Raw genomic sequence first — 17,036 nt, forward strand, 5'->3', positions numbered from 1 at the left:
TCATACGAACCTACCCGCGTTCAACATTCAATATAGCCACACATTGCTGTGATGGTTTAATTTTGTCAGACCTTACGCGAGTAGGCATAGACGAACACGCCTCGGTCCGTTCTCTTGCTGTGCAGACCTTTCCGCTGCTTGAAGATGATTAGCACGATGCCCACCGACAGAATGACTGTCAGCGCGGCCAGTCCGGCCACGAATCCGGCAAGGCAGTAAGCGGCTATGAAGCCCGCGATGGCTCCGCCTGCCGTTCCTGCCGCCCAATAGATGTAGCGGCCCTGCAATCCCATCACTTCAAGAGGACGTTGCAGCCCCTTGAACAGCGGATAGTCCGGATAACGTGTTTCCTTGCTTTTCATCCCTCGGTACTTTTATGCGTCAATGCCGAAAAACAAAGGAAGAGCCTGTGCTGCTGCAATCAGGAAAAGACATGCACCAACCACCATCATGATCTTCTTTTTGACATCCTGCTCTTCGTTGTTCATGGCGATGTAAACGGAGATGGCGCCGATAATGGCGACTACACCGGCGATGGCATAGCAGAGTTTGACCATGACTGGTACATACTTGACAATTTCCTCCGCCACGGTAGAAAGTGCGGTAGTACCGGCTGAATAGTCGCCGGCCGTACTCTGGGCCATTGCTGTGGTACCAGAGAACAAAGTGAGTGCAAGCATCTTCACTTTGGTGGAAACACCTTGGATGAATCCTTTTGCCTTTCGGCACATTTGTTTTACTTTCTGAAACATACTTGATCGTTTTTGAGTTAATATTTATGTATTGGATTGTTAAACAGCCTTATATGCGATAACCGAAAAATGCCGGAAGCACGATGGAGGCCCCGATGATGAACAGGCACGCGCCAAGCAGCGATAAAAAGGATTTGACGATGCCGTCCTCTCCAGTGTTCATCTTGATGTAGATCTGGAAGGCGGACACGATGACCAGAACGGATGCGATGGAGTAGCATATATACAGGACATACAGCATCATCGTGACCACGAAGTCGTGCATCGTGGCCAGCGCATCCGCTCCCCAGCTGTAGTTCACGCTGCCGCTCTTGGCGAAAGCCGCATAGGGTACAAGAATTAACAGGCATACTATCTTTTGCTTAATCGACATGCTACAATTTGTCTTTAATTGGTTTCCAGGCCATCTCCGGACGATTTTCCAGTTTGCCCCTGGAAAGCATCGCCTTGTACATTTCATCTGCACTGAAGCCATCAGACAGGTAGGGCGTGGTTTCCTCCATCTTTTCCTCCGCCTTGGCTTTGAGACGCTCCAGTCTTTCTTCCGGGGTCTCCTTTGTCTCCGGCTTTTTGTCCGCCGGCTTCTGGTCGGTGGCAGAATCGCCGCCTGATGTTGTTTCAGTATCGTATTGCTCGTTACCGACACGGAACCCGGTTTCACTCTCGCTCACGGCAACACTCTCTTCGTCCTCAAGTGTGCCGAGGTCGAAAACTTCCTCCTCTGTCTTGCCGGTTCTCCTTTTTCCATAGAGATCCTGCATAATGATGACCGCGTAATAAATGAGGTACGCGACCGTCAGAACAATGGCAAAAATGAAATATGATCTCATATCTTTTAGTATGGATATTGAATTTTGTATTAGTTTGATTTCACAAATAAAAAAGGAGAATTCTGAACTACGAAATAATTGTGTATTAAACGGATGTTTTCTTTGCAAGATTTATATCGATTTTGAAAATCGTACTATAAAATCGTACTATATCGCCTTAATGAACGGGAAAAATGAAGAAGTCAGGGCATAAAAAAAGCCCTCCGTTCAGGAGGGCTTCCATTGGCAGATTCGCTTTTTTTAGGTCAGCGTTTCTTGCCTCGCAAGCAATCATTCAGATCCTTGTATTCGCTATATCGGACAGCTTCGTTGCTGACCCGTTCGCCGTATAGTCCGGCTATGGTTTCCACGGTCTTTTGCCCGGCAAGGTCGTTGTCGAGATAACAATGTATATGCAGGTATCTCTGCAGGTACATCAATGCCTTTTTTAGGTTGTTTACGGAGTTCATGACAAGGTAGTCGCAAGGCTGGTCTATACAAATGGTCCAGTTGCATGACTGCTTCAATGTCAGGTAAGACAGAAAGTCCATGAACCCCTCGAACACGCAGACCCGTTCCTGTATCTCTCCGCACTGATGTCCGATCAGGGAGATGTCCTTGTTTTTGATACATCCTTTATAATAGGCGTTGCGCATTTCATATCCGCCCGAAACATTACCGAACGCGAGGGCAAAATAATGCCGGTCACGCAATTCATAATGGATTTCCTTGCAGAACATACGTCCTATGTCAGCATCTATTTTCCGGGACTGAAGGTAAGAGTATAACGCGTGATGCCGTAACGGGACGACAATCAGATTTTTCATATCCGATTCCACGGGACGGGGCGGAAGAGCCTGGAAACGGACTTTCGGCAAAGGCATATCGCTGGAATGCCGCCCGATGTATGCCAGTACCTCGCTTACACTTTCAGTCTGGTAAAGGTATTTACCCAATTCCACGAGGTCGCCTCCGGTGGCCGCCCCAAAATCATACCATTCGTTCAACCGGTCATTGACCTTGAACGACGGCGACTGTTCATCCCTTAACGGCGAGAGATACCAGTACTGATCCGATTTAATGTATTGCGCATGGTGGCCGAGCTGCGCCAGAAAGTCCACTATGCGTACCTGTTTTGCTTCTTCTATAGTCATGGCTGTTTTCTTTCACTTGTTCACACGGGAATGGTTTAGTTTAGTTTTATTCCCTATATATATACATACTAAAGTAAACTGAAATATATATGCCCGCGCCCGGCTTCATTCTTCATCAAAAAGCCTTGCTTCCGCGGGGGTCATGTCATAGTAGAACAGCTTGTCCTGCTTGACAACAAGTTTCAGGTTGTCCGTCAGGTACTGCAGCAGTTTTATCATGACACTGCGGCCACGTTTGAAGCCTATGTTTTCATAAGAGGCGATCAGACGTTGCAGTACATTCTCAAAGCCCCTGATGGGTTTGCCGTCAAAGGCAGCGGAAAGGGCTTCCCGGTGCTGCTCGATGCTCAGCTCCGTAAAGCTTGTCCGTTGCCTGGGCTTCGGGGTGTCACCGAACGTGTGCCCTTCGGCGATGACCGGGAGCCCGTTGTCGTCCACGGTGAACGCGAAGGGTTTGAACTCCTTTTCCCGGATATGCAGGGCATGGACTTCACTGACAGACGGATTCTCGTTGCATTTGCTGATGACCAGTACTGTTTCCGCCTTGTTGCTCATCTCCGTACCGATATGGCCTCGTACATTGTTGTCCCCTTTGTTCAGGTGCAGCACGCAATGGATATGCAGGTCGTAACGAGAGGACCATTCCATCATTTTGTTGATTACCTCCACCGATTCGCTGGTGCTGTTGATGTCCAGCATAAGATCGCGGATACCGTCAATGATAACCAGCCCGTAACCTTTACCCTGACGCAGGGCATAGTCTATCACACTTATACGGACTGTCGGAGAATACTCCCGCAGGCAGATGAAATCAAGGTTCTCGCTGTCTGCTGTGGTAGGAAGCCCGGCCAACCGCAGAATACGTTCCAGCACCGTGTGACAATGATAGCGGCTCTGCTCGGTATCGACATACAGGATCCGGCGTTTGCCTTCCGGCAGATGCGCCCGGTAGTTCAGCACCTGCTTTCCTGCCAGGGAAGCGGCGACAAGGGCGGAGACATTGAATGTCTTCTTGGATTTTGCCTTGCCGGTCGATGCACTGAAATTGCCGAGAGTCGCTATGGTCGAATTGTCAATCCAGATAATTTGCGGCGGGGTCTCGTATGTATCCGTCGCCTTGATTTGGGAAGCTGAAAGAATATCTGACAGACGGGTCTCTTCCAATCCCATTCCCGTCTTCTGGTCAGTTCTTCTTTCGTTTTCCATGGCGTTTCTCGTTTAAGAAGGGTTGTACTGCTGCCGCCTCGTGTGCCATCCGCGTGGCATCATCGACGGCAAGTTCATGATTCTGCAGGAGCCATTCGTCCAGTTCCTCCTTGGCAAAGTAGATCATCTTGCCGCGAGGCTTGTAGTGAGGAATCTCCTTGTTGGCCGTAAGTTTATACAGCATACTTTCTGATACCCCGATGTACATGCAGGCTTCCGAAAAAGTAAAGACCTTTTTGGTCGCGTAAATGTTCTTTTCCAGCAATTCCACCCGTTCCAGAAAGCTCTCGACCGGCTCCAGTTTCCGGATAATCGCTTCAAGGGCCGTGAGCCGTTCGCTCAACCTTTCCATGAATGTCAATCTGTTGGACATATTATTCGTGATTAAATTAGACAATAAGAGATGCACCTCTGTTTGTAACGCGTTGTATACAGAGGCAAAGGTAGAGTGTGAATATCTAAAAGCATTGGATGACAGTATGATACCGGTTTGGTAGCATATCAGTTATCATACTTTTGCTTTTCACATGGTTGACTTCTTAGCACTTCCTTTCATTCCTTCAGCTGGCTTACAAACTTTCTGATATTGTAAGCGGTTGAAGTCATTTTGTTCCTGACCAACGAAAGCGTGGTGGATATGCTCGTTGCGGATATGAAGTGCGAGCCGTCCTTGGATTGCAGGAAACGCCCTCTTTCGAGGACTGATTGCCAGTAAGGCTGAATGAATGAATTCTCAAGAAGGGCATCGAACAGGATAGCCACACGGCGCACGCTGTTCACCCGAAGACAGAAACCTATCTTGCAGGAGAAGAGAGATTCCATGTCGTCAATAGTTACGGGAGAACAGAACAGATGATAAGTATTGGCGCAAGAAACGATACCGGCCAGTTGTTTGCGCGAAAGACTGCAGTCAAAAGAAAGAAATGAAAACTTTGCCGGATTACAATCGGAAGATGCCAGTTCCGATGTGTCATACTTCCGCTTTAGTTCTATGCACTCCTCGAAAGAGAGGCTCGGGGCGGAAAAAAGCGGTTGGATAAGGTAGGGGCAGTCGGTCAGCAGTCCCTTGACGATGTGGATGTTCATTTCGTGGCAGTTCCGGCAGACCGCGTTATCGCAGTCAATATACCGGTGACTGTTCACAAAATCCTCCACATAACGGCGATACTGTTTGCCGTGGATTTTGACCTCCTGGAGATAAACTGTTTTTGCTTCGGTAAGCAGGGCGAAAAGTTCTTCCGCCACGTCCTGTGCCGATTCAATGTGATGCGGGTGTTTGCTCCCCTCAAAAAGAGAGAAGGCCTTTGTCAGCTCTTGTCATGTCGATTTACATTTTATTGGTTTATAATAATATATCATCATAAAGGTATCGTTTTTCGATTGTATCTGCAATCGATGACGCCCTTAAAATATCTACTTGTAAATTTGACATGATATGGTATATCATTGGTCACTCAAACAATCCGTTGACCAGGTTGACCGCATCATCCTTTTTCTGGTTGATGATTTTGGCGTACACCTGTGTCATTTTCACGTCAGCATGGCCGAGCAGCTTGGATGTCGTATATAAGTCTGCTCCGAGTGTCAGCATCATCGTCGCGAACGTGTGCCGCGCCGTATGGAATGTAAAACGCTTGTTTATTCCCGCCGCTTTTGCCCATGGTTTGATAAGAATATTGACCATTGCTGGGGACGGCAGGTCAAACACATGGTCATCAGGAGTTTTGTCTCCACGCGCAGGCATCCACTTCAACGCTTCCGGGGAAAGCGGGAGATAAATCGGTTCTTTGGTTTTCTGCATGGAAACCGACAGACGGTATTGTCCACGGTCAACGAATACATCTTTCCATTGCAACTTGATTATATCACTGATTCGCAGACCGCAGAAACAAGAGAACAGATAGGCACCTTTCACGGATTCATTTTTCATCGGGGTTGCGATCAATGCACGCACCTCTTCAATGGTCATGTATGACCGTTTGCTTTCAGGCAGACGGATCTTTTCCGACTTGCTGATTTTCGTGAAAGGATTGGACTTGATGATCTCGGCCCTGACAGCCGCATTCAAGGCTCCGTTCAATACCCGGTAATAAGTATGCAGTGTGTAATTCGACACTCGTTTACCTCTGGAACGGTATTCGGACTGAAGGTAGTCAAGATAATTCTGGCAGAATGTCTTGTCTATTTGATCCATCAACATACGTTCTCCCGCGTAATCCTTTAAGATGCGTATAGTGATGTCAATTTGATAACCGTCCTTTTTGCCACGCTTGGCCTGGTTCTCCTTGTAGGTATTCATCCAGTCAAGCAGGTAAACTCTCTCTTTGGTTTCTATACCGGCCTCGCCGTTGGTCAGCTCGATAATACGTTTGGACTTGATGGCATTGGCGGCATTCATAGTCGCCTGATTCTGCCGACGGGCATTGTTATCCGTTTCCGGAATGAGATACAACTTAAGATATTCGTATGTTCGTTTTCCGAAACGGTATATATCAAGATACAGACTTTGGCTTCCATCTGCCAGCTTCTTTGTCCGAAGGCGGACAGGCTCTTTTACTTTTGTAGGCTTCTTTACTCGTGGCATATCGATCCCTTCATAATTTTGTTTCTGTTGCAAAGATATGAATAAAGGTCGATATTGAGAAACAAACGAGAAACAAAATTGTACCGAAAAAGAACCAATCAACTGAAAAGAAAGAAAACAACTGAAAACATCAAGTATACTATAATCAATTGTAAATAAGCTGTTTTATTTGCACTTGTTTAGCTCTTGTTTTCATTTTAGGGCTTTACTTTATAAATCTGGTAAATTTACACTACGGAGACGATTGCGTGAAGCTTATGCTATGCCTACGCATAGCGTGCATTCACGAACTCTCCGTAAAGGCTTTACCAGAGCCTCCATTAGAAGTAGTGTGTTTGCACGCTGCTTTTTTATCCTTGCCGAACGAAACGAAAGGGAACGATTATGGGAAAAGTTCAGGTTCTTGCCGTCCTCTCGATGGACGGGTGTCTTGCTTCCGAGTTGCATGGCAAATCGTATAAGGAACTGTGCCTTGACTGTTGCGGCATCAATGAGATAAAGGAGAACGCCCTTTATCATATCACACCGGATTATTCCATCTCCATGCTGGATGAATGGAGAAGACATGAAACGGATACCTGCTATCTGGCGGAAGCCTCTCCCGAAAAGACAGATTATATCAACGGACTGCTGCGTATGCAGGTGGTGGATGAAATCATCCTCTATACCGTTCCTTTCTTAGCCGGGACAGGAAAGTATTTTTTCCGGTCCGCCCTGCCACTGGTCAAATGGACGCTTGTATCACAAAAGAAATTTCCCAATGGCGTGACCTGCCATATCTATAATCGTATGACTTCCGAAAGAACAGCCTGAAAAAACGACTTGCTATCCTATTATTAAAGTACCGAAAAAGTACAAATGTTCGGAAAGTGAACACTTTTGTTTGATTACAAATCCTGTCGGAATACAAATATTTATTTTAATATCACTGATAGCCAGCATTATAAGTATATCACCGGAAAATCTGTCTGTTTTGACGCACTTTTTGCCGTTCATATTCATGTGCGCACCCTAACAGCAAAGTGTTGAATTTCAAAATTGACAGGATATGAACTATTTCTTACTGGCGGATACCGAGTTCTTCCGCCGCATCAATGAAGCCGGAGACTGCAACATGGAAACGGCATATATGGCTTTTGCCAACCAAGTAATCGAACTGTGCGGCAGCATTCATGCGAGCCATACCGCCATCGCACTGGCTTATATTGAAATCGAGTTGCAACACCACCCCGTGCGTCTGTTATCCGAAGAACGTAAGGAAGCCGCCGCCTATATCGGAAAGGCACTCTCTTTCGTGAGGAAGATGCAGAAGTTCCTTACCACTCCCCAAGTGCCGCCACTATCCAATCTCCCTTCTTCAGCCGAAACGCCATCCGAGAATCCCGCTCCGCCGCTTCAATGGACGGGCAACGCCATCGACCTTGTGGAACTTATCTACGGCATCTATGAGATGGGCTGCATCAACAACGGTGAGATGCCGCTCAAACAGCTTGCCCCGCTGCTGTACCGGATTTTCGGTGTCGAAGCCAAAGACTGCTACCGCTTCTACATCGACATCAAACGCAGGAAAACAATCAGCCACACGCATTTTCTCGAACAAATGCAGGAGAAGCTGAACGAGCGGATAAGAAGGGATGAGGAAGCTGAATTGAAAAGAAGATAGCTGTTCTTGAAGAATTTGCGTCCATTATCTTGAATAAAAAGCAACTTATTTCTTGTGCGTTACGCAAAAAAGGCTTACCTTTGCAAATGAATTGAGAAGATATGCGGCTCAGACCGTGTTCAACGATAACAGTACCCGTTTGGCATACCGTAAGATCTGCCGGCGGGTCATTCTTTTTTATAACGGTATGGCAAACAAGAAATCACGTTCCATTGAAGAACAAATAGAACTGCTCAAACAAAGGGGGATGATTGTCGGGGATGAAATTTTTGCCGCCCGGCATCTGGCCCATATCAGCTACTATCGTCTGAAAGGCTATTGGTGGGATATGCAGTATGACAAGACCCGTCATCTGTTCCAGCCTGATTCCGATCTGCAAGATGTCGTCACACGCTATTATTTTGATAAAGAACTGCGCCTTATCTTATTCGATGCCATCGAAACAATAGAGATCACCCTGCGTACAAAGATGATTTATCATCTGTCACAGTCTTACGGAGGACTTTGGTATCGTGACCCGGAACTGTTTGCGGATGCCGCTTTCCATGCCCAGCACCTCAAAGAACTGATGGAAGAGTTCTTGCGGAGCAACGAGATATTCGTGAAGGACTACAAGCGCAAGCATTTCATTACGAATACAGACGGAGAAAGGATACTTGACGAATACCCGGATGCGTGGATTATATTTGAGGTGGCCACATTCGGCACACTTTCCAAGATATACAAGAACCTCAACCACCAGTTGCCCGAAAAATCGGCAATAGCCAATGATATGGGGTTAAATTTACACAGTGAACTGTCGGGATGGCTGGAAGCCATTTCATACATGCGCAACATCATCGCGCACCATTCCAGAGTATGGAGCCGGAATATGGTCAAACGCCCTTGTGAAATCCGCAATCCGCGAATGGCATGGCTTTCCCGCCCGTTGACCGAGGTACAGCAGAAAAAACCGTTCTATGTGATTACAGCCATGCTATACCTCTGCAATGCCATAGACGAGGGACACACGTTCAAGGAGAAGTTACTGGCATTGTTTAAGGAATATGCGGATGTGCCCATCTACAAAATAGGTTTCTTCAACCGTTGGGAAGAGGAACCGATCTGGAAAAAGATGTCAGAATAGAATCATATGGCGAAGAAGAAGAAAAAACAGCAGGGACACTATTGCCGTATCTGTGGCGACTACAAGGCGAACGAGAAATTCAGCGGAAAGGGACACGCCCGACATATCTGCAAGAGTTGTATGTCAGCCATGCGTAGCGGCAAGAATCCGGAGGATATTTTTCCGGAGCCGTTACCCGTGAACCGTGAAACTATACGTTTCAAAAAACTGGGCAAAGAAGAAAAAGCCGTGTTGAAAGCGTTTATCACCGAAGTCACAACCGAATACTGGCAGGAAAACAGACAGATACCGTTTGCGGACAGTTTCTCCGAACTAAAAAAGTACATCATAGGAACTTATGATGAAGAATGCGGCATACTTCTGAAAGATGATGCCGAGCTGAAAAACTACTTTCAGACCCATACGATAACGACCATAAAAAAATTGCTCAAAGAGGAATTTTCTGAAAATCAGGATTAAAACAAAGGGCGGTGCAAGTTTGATTACCTTGTTCCGCCCTTTGTTTTATGGCAGTCGGTTATTTCTGCTGCAACAGATGTTTCAGGTTCTCGTCACCCGCGATTCGTTCCAGCTCGTCTTTCACGATTTGTTTCACTTCCTCCTTGATGCGCCTGTAATTCGCCTGCACCGTTTCCTTCATGCAGTCATTGCCGTCCTCATCCGTAAAGTCGGTAATGACGGGTATCGGCTTGTAGGCTTTCTCCTCACGCTTCACCTTCTCGGCATCCACGACAATCTCGCAATGGAAAATCTTCTGCTCAATGCGTTCGTTGAAGTTGTCGGACACCGAACCGACAAACATTCCCTGCGTCAAGCCGGAAATCTTGCTCGGCGGGATAAGCGCGTCCATCTGCGTGTTAATGGAAGTGGAAACATCCTGCCGGTTGATGGAAATGGACTGCCGTTTCTGCAACACCTTTCCGAAGCGTTCCGAAAGCGTCTTGGCCGTGTCACCCACCACCTGCCCGGAGAAGATGTTACCGACGGTATTCATCACCACGGCGGCCTCCTTGTCGCCGTAGTCACGCTTCAACTGCGAGAAGTCCTGAAAGCCTAAGCACACGGCAACCTTGTTGCTTCGTGCGGTGGCGATAAGGTTGTCCAGCCCCTTGAAGTATATCGTGGGCAGCTCGTCAATGATGACCGACGACTTCAACATTCCCTTCTTGTTGATGAGCTTCACGATGCGGGAGTTATACAGACCGAGAGCCGCCCCGTAAATGTTCTGACGGTCGGGATTGTTGCCGACACAGAGTATTTTCGGTTCTTTAGGATTGTTGATGTCCAGCGTAAACTCGCTGTCCGACATCACCCAATAGAGCTGCGGGGAAATCATCCTCGACAGCGGAATTTTCGCCGAAGCGATCTGCCCCATCAACTGCTCAGCCGCTCCACCGAGCCACGCATCCATAAACGGTGAGAGGTAGTTTTCCAGTTCCGGGTAAGAGGTCAATATCGGAAAAATATCCTCATAACGGCGGTTCAGGAACTCAATGGCATGAGGGAACGTACAGTATTTGCCGTTCTGATAGATTTTCAAATACCATATAATACTGGCAAACAGAATGATAGGTGATTCCACAAAGAAGTCGCCCTGCTTTTGCACCCAACTCTTATTGAGGTTGAGCATGATGGTGTACGCACTCTCGTAAGCGTCCGTAATATCCTCCATGAAATCCGGGTGTATGGGATTGCAGCGGTGGCTGCGTCGCGGGTCGTCGAAGTTTATCACATAGAACTTCGGCTTCACCTTGTATCCCTCCGGGTGGTTGAGCAGATGGTTGTAGGCAATGGTCGATAAGTCACTGAATTTGAAATCATAGACATACATCGAGAAGCCCTTCTCAATCTGCTGCTTGATGAAAGAGTTTACCACCGCATAGGATTTTCCGCTGCCCGGCGTGCCCAATACGATGGAGGCACGGAACGGGTTCACCACGTTTATCCAGCCGTTGTTCCAACGCTTCTTGTAGTAGAAGCGAGTGGGCAGATTGACTGAATACTCGCTTCCGATAAACCGTGTTTCCTGTATGAAGCTCTCGTTCTCGTTATTGAACATGTCATCCATCAGGTTGTGTTTCAGCAGGCGGCTCATCCACAGACCGCCCATCATCAGGCAGACATAGCCTGTGCCGATAGTAAGGATATACAGAGCTGCGACCGCTTCCACCGGGAGCGGCAAAGCCAGTATCCACCAGTTCAGGAAAAAGAGTACGAACCCGGCGGCAAGCACCGCCCATATCTTTTGCCAAGTGATTTTCTCTCCCTTGACCCCCTTCGTGCCCATGCAGGACAGGGCAAGCAGAAGCAGGGCGAACAGCTTCGTGTAAAGGACTGATTGGAACAACCCCGCCGTGCGGTTGAAGTTCATCAGGATTTTGTCCACCACGCCGATGTCCAATCCCCACAGACTTATGGCTTCATAGCAGAACCAATACACGTTCATGACCACTAAAATAATACTCACGGCACGCAGGAAATCCATGATTTTCGCCAGTGCCCTCAAATCGTCTTCTTGTTGTGACATACGTTGAAAATTTTTAATTGTTGATACTTCTGTTACATTCCCAAGCCCTTGCGCTTCTTCTTTTTCTTTTTGCGCCGCATCGCCCGGATGAAGGCTTCCTCCTCGGCATCCACCGCCGGACCTTCGGGAGAGAGCAAGCCCATACCGCCATCCGTGTCATCATGCCCGGAAACGACCGGTCCGCACATATCTTCCCCGTTTTCCACCGGAATGGAAAGCGTGAGCGGCGGCTGTCCGGCATAAGGCAGCGAGAAGTGTTCCTGCAAGGCATTGGCGGAAAGTTCCTTGCCCATGCGTGAGCCGTTCAGCACGCATCCCGTGCGGTGGTCAATGAAAGTGACCCCATAGATGCGCCCTCCCTCCGTATGGCGCAACACCGTATCAATCCCTTTCTCCTTGAGCCGGGAAACGAATGTTTCCTTGTCATACGTATCGGCGAGAACGGAAAGGACGGTGCGTTTCGTCATTTCGGCGAGTTTCCTGTCTTTAATCTCCTGTTTGGAACGGGCAAACTTCCTCTCTACGGCTTCATAGCCGACAGCCTTTCCGAAGAGCGAGGACTTGAAAGGGTTGCCCACCTTGTCGCCGGCATCGTCTGTGGCAGAATAAACCAGCCCATGATACTCCCTTCCGCGCACATTGCCCTGCACTTCCTCCACCGTCACATTATACAAGGACAGGAGGGCACGGTATTCACCCATCGACTGGAAACGGTACTGCGCGTTCAACGCCTTGACCGTGTTCCCTACCTGCTTCTTCACATCGCCTGCCGAAGCGTCCACCTTGTGCAGCGGTGTATCAAGACGGCGATTCCAGCGTTCCGCATCGTGAAGCCCGTACTTCTGTTCCAGTTCACGTGTAATCTGCTTGCTGCGGTAGAAATTGTTTCGGGTGTCGATGCTCCTGCCGTTTTCGTCCACCCTGACCGTCACGATATGCAGGTGGTGGCGGTCGATGTCCTCGTGTTTGAACACAAGATACGGCTGGTTGCCGTAGCCCATCTTTTCCAGATACTCGCGTGCGATGTCCTGAAGCTCCGTATCGGTCAGCACATCCTCCGGGTGCGGGTTGAGAGATATATGCACCACTGGTTTCTCCACCCTCGACTGCGCGGGCATGAAGGATAGAAAATCCTCCATAGCCCTATGGATGTCCACCGTTCCCGAACCGTCATTGTAGATGCGGTTGGCGGTGAGCAGCCGCCCTTTCGCCTCGTTAATCTTCTCCCCGTTGTAGGCGAGTGCGCCGTACAACGAATTTCCTACACTGATTTTTGCGACCATTTCGCCTGCATCTCCCTTGAAAGTTCCACAATCCGACGGCTCAGTTTCACGAGTTCTACGGTCTGCTGCTCCAGCTTGTAGAGCAACGCCATCGCCTTTTTCTCGGAGAAATGGCAACGCAATTCCTTCACGACTTGGTTGTAGTTCGTGCCGACAGCGCGGAACTGCGCATGAAAATCAGACAGCTTGGTGTAGTAGTCCACCAGCGTCTTGTCCACTTTCAGCACCTTGAAAGGCTGCCCGAAGAAGTGCGCCTTGATGAAAACCGACTTGGCGTAAACACCCGATTTCTCGAACATGGAGAGGAAACGGTTGTGTTCCTCCTCGTTGAAACGGACGGTGTAGCGGAACACCGCCGGATCAATTTTGGGATTTCTCCCAGCCTTACTTTTTTTTTCACTCATATAAAATTGGATTTAGCGGTTTGACGGCATAAGCCGCTGCTTCGGGGCACAGATACCGCAGGTTTGAAAGGCTTCCCGACTTCGGAGGGGAAGCCCGCCCCCTGCAAGGGCAAGGCGTTTTCCGGGATGCTCAAAATGTTTTGAGCGGCTGAAAACATACCTTGCTATGTTCAGGTGAACATAAAAATCCGCCTTCGGACGGATTGGGGGAATGCCTTTCAAACTCCGGGCTGCGCCACCGGCTGCGTACCCTGCCGTTCGGGTGCAAAGTTAGGGTGATAAATCCGTGTCTGACAGAGGCGTAAGTGTGCCGAATGGTGCCAATCGGCGCAACATGCTGCCACTTGCCGGAGAAGTGATACAAGTACTGAAAATTCATTGTTTATTTGCAGCGTGATTCGGATGTGGGACTGAAAATACACTCCTTCCGCCAGATGTTCGGACATCAATCCAAACGGATGAAAACGGGTGTACATATTCAGCCGGTTTTCCAAGCACACGTCCATGCGGACGGATAAAGGCGTGGGTGATTGGACAGACCGATGAATGCCCGCAGGCACAGCCGGATTAAAGAGTGAATAAATAAATGGAAGTGCGTGCGTATGTATGAATGGCAATACGCTACCGCTACCGGACAGATGTATAACCAAATAAATTATCAGACAAATGAAAGAAGCAACTTATGTGGCAATCTCCACGCAGAAAGGTGGAGCGGGTAAGACAACCCTGACAGTGCTTGTGGCAAGCTACCTGCACTATGTGAAAGGCTATAACGTAGCCGTAGTGGACTGCGATTTTCCGCAGTACAGCATCCATGATATGCGCAAGCGTGACATGAAAGCCGTCATGGAGGATGAGCATTACAAGGTGCTGGCGTATGAGCAGCTCAAGCGGCTGAAGAAAAATCCGTACCCAATCAGATGCAGCCGTGCGGAAGACGCGATAAGCACCGCCGAAAATCTGGTAGAAGCGCAGCCCGACCTCGATTTCGTGTTCTTCGACCTGCCGGGAACCATCAACAACGCCGACGTGGTACAGACCATTTCCAAAATGGACTATATCTTCACGCCCATCATCGCCGACCGTGTGGTGATGGAGAGTTCCATCAAGTTCGCCACTGTCATCAACGAACAGATGATAAGTACGGGCAAGTCCGGCATCAAAGGGATTTATCTCGTGTGGAACATGGTGGACGGACGCGAAAAGACAGAACTGTATAAGGCATACGACAAGGTCTGTGCCGAGTTCGCCCTGCCTATTTTGGAAACATACCTGCCTGATAGCAAGCGTTTTCGCAAGGAAACGGCGGCAGAACGCAAGGCGGTATTCCGATCCACAGCCTTCCCTGCGGACAAGACGCTGATACGCGGCAGTAACCTTGACAAACTTGCGGATGAGATTCTCGGTATCATTAAAAGCTGAATATCATGGCAAAGAAAACAAGAATCGAGGACATCGACAGCGAAGCCGTAATCAACTCGTTCCGGCTGGATGATACAAGCATTCCACCGGAAGCGAGAAGTGCGGGTGGAAACGCACCTTCTCCACCTCCGAAAGAAGCGACACAAGAAGCAGCCGTTTCCTTGCCTGTCCCGCACTACAAAGAGGAACCGGAACGCAGGCGCAGGAACGGCAAGCTGGAAAAACCGGATTATGATACGGTATTCATGTGCGGGTCCAATGTAACGGCAAGGCTCGGCAAGCAAGTATATATCCGCAAGGAATACCACGACCGCATACAGAAAATGCTTCATGTAATCGGAGGCAACGAGGTGACTATCGCGGCTTTTCTTGACAACGTGCTGACACACCATTTCACGCTGTTCCAAGACGAGATAGCCGAATCGTTCAAACGGCATATGGAATCCTATAACCTATAAACACCCAATAAACAACAAAAAAAGTATGAAAAGAACAAAGAAGGACCGTCAGGCAGACTGCCTGCAAACAGAAAAGAGAGAGAGAACCGCTGCCCGTGCAGCAAAGTGTACAACCGACTACAATCAGGAAAATACCGGCGGTGACTTCCGCAAGGATAAAAGCAGAGACAAACCGCTCTCGACTTTCCTGCAAGCATCGGAAATCAAAACGCGGCAATGTATATACATCAGCCGCGAGATCCATGAGAAAGTCGCCATCGTTGCCAGTCGAATGGGAAACGGCTTAAGCATCGGCAAGTTCGTGGACAACATCCTCCGAGACCATTTCCGACAATACGGGACACAGTACACGGAGCAGATTGAAAACGCCAAAAAAGTGAAACTATGACAAAGGTGTTTTTAATCGTATCGGTTGCCTGCAACGTGTGGTTTCTGTCCCTGTTGCTCTACGACCGCATCATGGAAACGAAACTTATCCGTTTCTTCAGACACATTGCCGGTCTGTGGCGGTCATTGGACAGTACGGTGGCAGAGCAGGGAAAGGATAAGGAAACGCCTCCCACAGATACCTCGGACATCATCGGCAAGAGCCGTTTCAAGATGGCTCCAACCCGGACAAAGACTGCCATACCGACGCAGGAAGCTGCCACTTCAGAAAAAGGCATTGAGCTGTCGGAGGAAGAGGCTACTTTTGACGACGGAAACACGGAAACCGCTTCCCGTCCGCGACAAATACCCGAAGACAAGCTCGATGAGACCTTCATGAGCATTTCACCTTCGGAACTGGAGTACGGAGAGGATGATCCGGAGGACGAAGAACCGGACAAAAAGCAGGCTTCGGGAAGCAGTTTCGAGGATATTGACATAGCAGTACGCGCCATACGGAAAGATTCACCATCCGATGAGGAAATGCGACACGCCGGGAAGGTCATGACGGAACTGGACGGAACAGAGCTTTTCACAAGGATAACGGAACGCCTGACCGATGAAGCGATGAGCGAGAGGCTTGCAAAGGCGATGTCTGTTTTCGTGGACACGGTGAACATGACAGTGACACGCCAAAAGGAAAAGGTGTTCGTGATTCCCGACAATATCGAGGAGTTCGATTTCCGAAACTATGTATAACGACTAAAAAGAATGGAAATGAAAACGTAAGACTGTATCACACCATGCGCACGGCAGTACAAGGTACAGCCAATCCGCAACGGACACACCCAAGTCCGTAGAAACAAACGGGCTACCACTAAACCAAAGTAAAGTAATCAAGTATCAACCGCCCGAAAAAGGACCATCCACCCTTTCGACGGCACAAAACAAGAACAGTTTATGAACAAGAACATCAGACAAAAGTTTATCATCTCTGCGGCACTTATGATCGCCGCCACCGCTACCGCTTCCGCTCAGGGAAACGGTCTTGCAGGCATCACGGAAGCCACCTCGATGGTGAGTTCGTATTTTGAACCCGCCACGAAACTCATCTACGCCATCGGCGCGGTGATCGGTCTTATCGGGGGCGTGAAAGTCTATTCAAAATTCTCGTCAGGAGACCCCGACACCTCCAAGACCGCCGCAAGCTGGTTCGGTGCGTGCATCTTCCTGATTGTAGCCGCCACCATCCTGCGCTCATTCTTCCTTTAATATGATAATG

22 protein-coding genes are annotated in these 17,036 nt (G+C 48.7%); 9 read left to right on the plus strand and 13 right to left on the minus strand.

Annotated elements, in window-relative coordinates; genetic code table 11:
• Window positions 1-65: 65 nt before the first annotated feature.
• The 9 genes from HUX74_RS06770 to HUX74_RS06810 form a co-directional block, all read right to left on the minus strand.
• Window positions 66-362: a hypothetical protein gene (locus HUX74_RS06770; RefSeq protein ID WP_005807076.1), complete on the minus strand. Its 297-nt coding sequence runs from the start codon at window positions 360-362 to the stop codon at window positions 66-68.
• A gap of 12 nt (window positions 363-374) precedes the next feature.
• A complete protein-coding gene (locus HUX74_RS06775) occupies window positions 375-752 on the minus strand; it encodes a DUF4134 domain-containing protein (protein ID WP_005807074.1) in 378 nt (125 codons plus the stop codon).
• Window positions 753-801: 49 nt separating this feature from the next.
• Entirely contained in the window at window positions 802-1,125 is a 324-nt protein-coding gene (locus HUX74_RS06780) for a DUF4134 domain-containing protein (RefSeq protein ID WP_005807072.1), read from the minus strand.
• Window position 1,126: 1 nt separating this feature from the next.
• Window positions 1,127-1,582, minus strand: coding sequence for a hypothetical protein (locus HUX74_RS06785; RefSeq protein ID WP_071148945.1), 456 nt, complete (start codon window positions 1,580-1,582; stop codon window positions 1,127-1,129).
• Between the two features lie 245 nt (window positions 1,583-1,827).
• Window positions 1,828-2,715, minus strand: coding sequence for a toprim domain-containing protein (locus HUX74_RS06790; protein WP_007216023.1), 888 nt, complete (start codon window positions 2,713-2,715; stop codon window positions 1,828-1,830).
• A 105-nt stretch (window positions 2,716-2,820) separates the two neighbouring features.
• Entirely contained in the window at window positions 2,821-3,921 is a 1,101-nt protein-coding gene (locus tag HUX74_RS06795; protein WP_005807066.1) for an AAA family ATPase, read from the minus strand.
• Window positions 3,899-4,294 (minus strand): helix-turn-helix domain-containing protein, encoded by a 396-nt coding sequence (locus HUX74_RS06800; RefSeq protein WP_005807064.1) that lies wholly within the window; start codon window positions 4,292-4,294, stop codon window positions 3,899-3,901. Before HUX74_RS06800 ends, HUX74_RS06795 begins: the two co-directional genes overlap by 23 nt.
• Window positions 4,295-4,473: 179 nt before the next feature.
• Window positions 4,474-5,166: a hypothetical protein gene (locus HUX74_RS06805; protein ID WP_051035920.1), complete on the minus strand. Its 693-nt coding sequence runs from the start codon at window positions 5,164-5,166 to the stop codon at window positions 4,474-4,476.
• Between the two features lie 205 nt (window positions 5,167-5,371).
• Window positions 5,372-6,505, minus strand: a complete 1,134-nt coding sequence (locus tag HUX74_RS06810) for a site-specific integrase (RefSeq protein ID WP_005807062.1) — start codon at window positions 6,503-6,505, stop codon at window positions 5,372-5,374.
• Window positions 6,506-6,889: 384 nt separating this feature from the next.
• Between HUX74_RS06810 and HUX74_RS06815 the strand changes: the two genes are divergently transcribed.
• From HUX74_RS06815 to HUX74_RS06830, 4 genes are all read left to right on the plus strand, one after another.
• Window positions 6,890-7,318: a dihydrofolate reductase family protein gene (locus HUX74_RS06815; RefSeq protein ID WP_174646393.1), complete on the plus strand. Its 429-nt coding sequence runs from the start codon at window positions 6,890-6,892 to the stop codon at window positions 7,316-7,318.
• Between the two features lie 235 nt (window positions 7,319-7,553).
• Window positions 7,554-8,168: an RteC domain-containing protein gene (locus HUX74_RS06820; protein ID WP_174646394.1), complete on the plus strand. Its 615-nt coding sequence runs from the start codon at window positions 7,554-7,556 to the stop codon at window positions 8,166-8,168.
• Between the two features lie 187 nt (window positions 8,169-8,355).
• The gene (locus tag HUX74_RS06825; RefSeq protein WP_174646395.1) at window positions 8,356-9,294 is read left to right on the plus strand and encodes an Abi family protein; all 939 of its coding nucleotides are present in this window, start codon (window positions 8,356-8,358) and stop codon (window positions 9,292-9,294) included.
• A gap of 6 nt (window positions 9,295-9,300) precedes the next feature.
• A complete protein-coding gene (locus HUX74_RS06830; protein WP_174646396.1) occupies window positions 9,301-9,753 on the plus strand; it encodes a hypothetical protein in 453 nt (150 codons plus the stop codon).
• 58 nt (window positions 9,754-9,811) lie between these two features.
• On the opposite strand, the gene mobC is transcribed toward HUX74_RS06830, so the two are convergent.
• The 4 genes from mobC to HUX74_RS06850 all read right to left on the minus strand — a co-directional run bounded on the left by mobC (window position 9,812) and on the right by HUX74_RS06850 (window position 14,158).
• Window positions 9,812-11,821, minus strand: a complete 2,010-nt coding sequence (mobC, locus tag HUX74_RS06835) for a conjugal transfer protein MobC (RefSeq protein ID WP_174646397.1) — start codon at window positions 11,819-11,821, stop codon at window positions 9,812-9,814.
• A gap of 32 nt (window positions 11,822-11,853) precedes the next feature.
• Entirely contained in the window at window positions 11,854-13,104 is a 1,251-nt protein-coding gene (mobB, locus tag HUX74_RS06840) for a conjugal transfer protein MobB (protein ID WP_174646398.1), read from the minus strand.
• A complete protein-coding gene (gene mobA, locus HUX74_RS06845; protein WP_005841206.1) occupies window positions 13,083-13,508 on the minus strand; it encodes a conjugal transfer protein MobA in 426 nt (141 codons plus the stop codon). Before mobA ends, mobB begins: the two co-directional genes overlap by 22 nt.
• 218 nt (window positions 13,509-13,726) lie before the next feature.
• Window positions 13,727-14,158, minus strand: a complete 432-nt coding sequence (locus HUX74_RS06850) for a hypothetical protein (protein WP_174646399.1) — start codon at window positions 14,156-14,158, stop codon at window positions 13,727-13,729.
• A 16-nt stretch (window positions 14,159-14,174) separates the two neighbouring features.
• Here HUX74_RS06850 and HUX74_RS06855 point away from each other — a divergent pair, with 16 nt between their 5' ends.
• From HUX74_RS06855 to HUX74_RS06875, 5 genes are all read left to right on the plus strand, one after another.
• On the plus strand, window positions 14,175-14,930 hold the full coding sequence (locus HUX74_RS06855; protein ID WP_005642430.1) for a ParA family protein: 756 nt from the start codon (window positions 14,175-14,177) through the stop codon (window positions 14,928-14,930).
• A 5-nt stretch (window positions 14,931-14,935) separates the two neighbouring features.
• Window positions 14,936-15,388, plus strand: a complete 453-nt coding sequence (locus tag HUX74_RS06860; RefSeq protein WP_004320411.1) for a DUF3408 domain-containing protein — start codon at window positions 14,936-14,938, stop codon at window positions 15,386-15,388.
• Window positions 15,389-15,395: 7 nt separating this feature from the next.
• Complete coding sequence (locus tag HUX74_RS06865; protein ID WP_256379963.1) at window positions 15,396-15,776, plus strand: DUF3408 domain-containing protein; 381 nt, start codon at window positions 15,396-15,398, stop codon at window positions 15,774-15,776.
• Complete coding sequence (locus HUX74_RS06870) at window positions 15,773-16,513, plus strand: hypothetical protein (RefSeq protein WP_004320407.1); 741 nt, start codon at window positions 15,773-15,775, stop codon at window positions 16,511-16,513. The genes HUX74_RS06865 and HUX74_RS06870 overlap by 4 nt, the downstream gene beginning before the upstream one ends.
• 201 nt (window positions 16,514-16,714) lie before the next feature.
• Window positions 16,715-17,026 (plus strand): DUF4134 domain-containing protein, encoded by a 312-nt coding sequence (locus tag HUX74_RS06875; RefSeq protein WP_005841848.1) that lies wholly within the window; start codon window positions 16,715-16,717, stop codon window positions 17,024-17,026.
• The last annotated feature ends 10 nt before the right edge of the window (window positions 17,027-17,036 follow it).

The sequence above is a fragment of the Bacteroides sp. Marseille-P8574 genome, from assembly GCF_902825465.1.
GTDB lineage: Bacteria > Bacteroidota > Bacteroidia > Bacteroidales > Bacteroidaceae > Bacteroides > Bacteroides uniformis.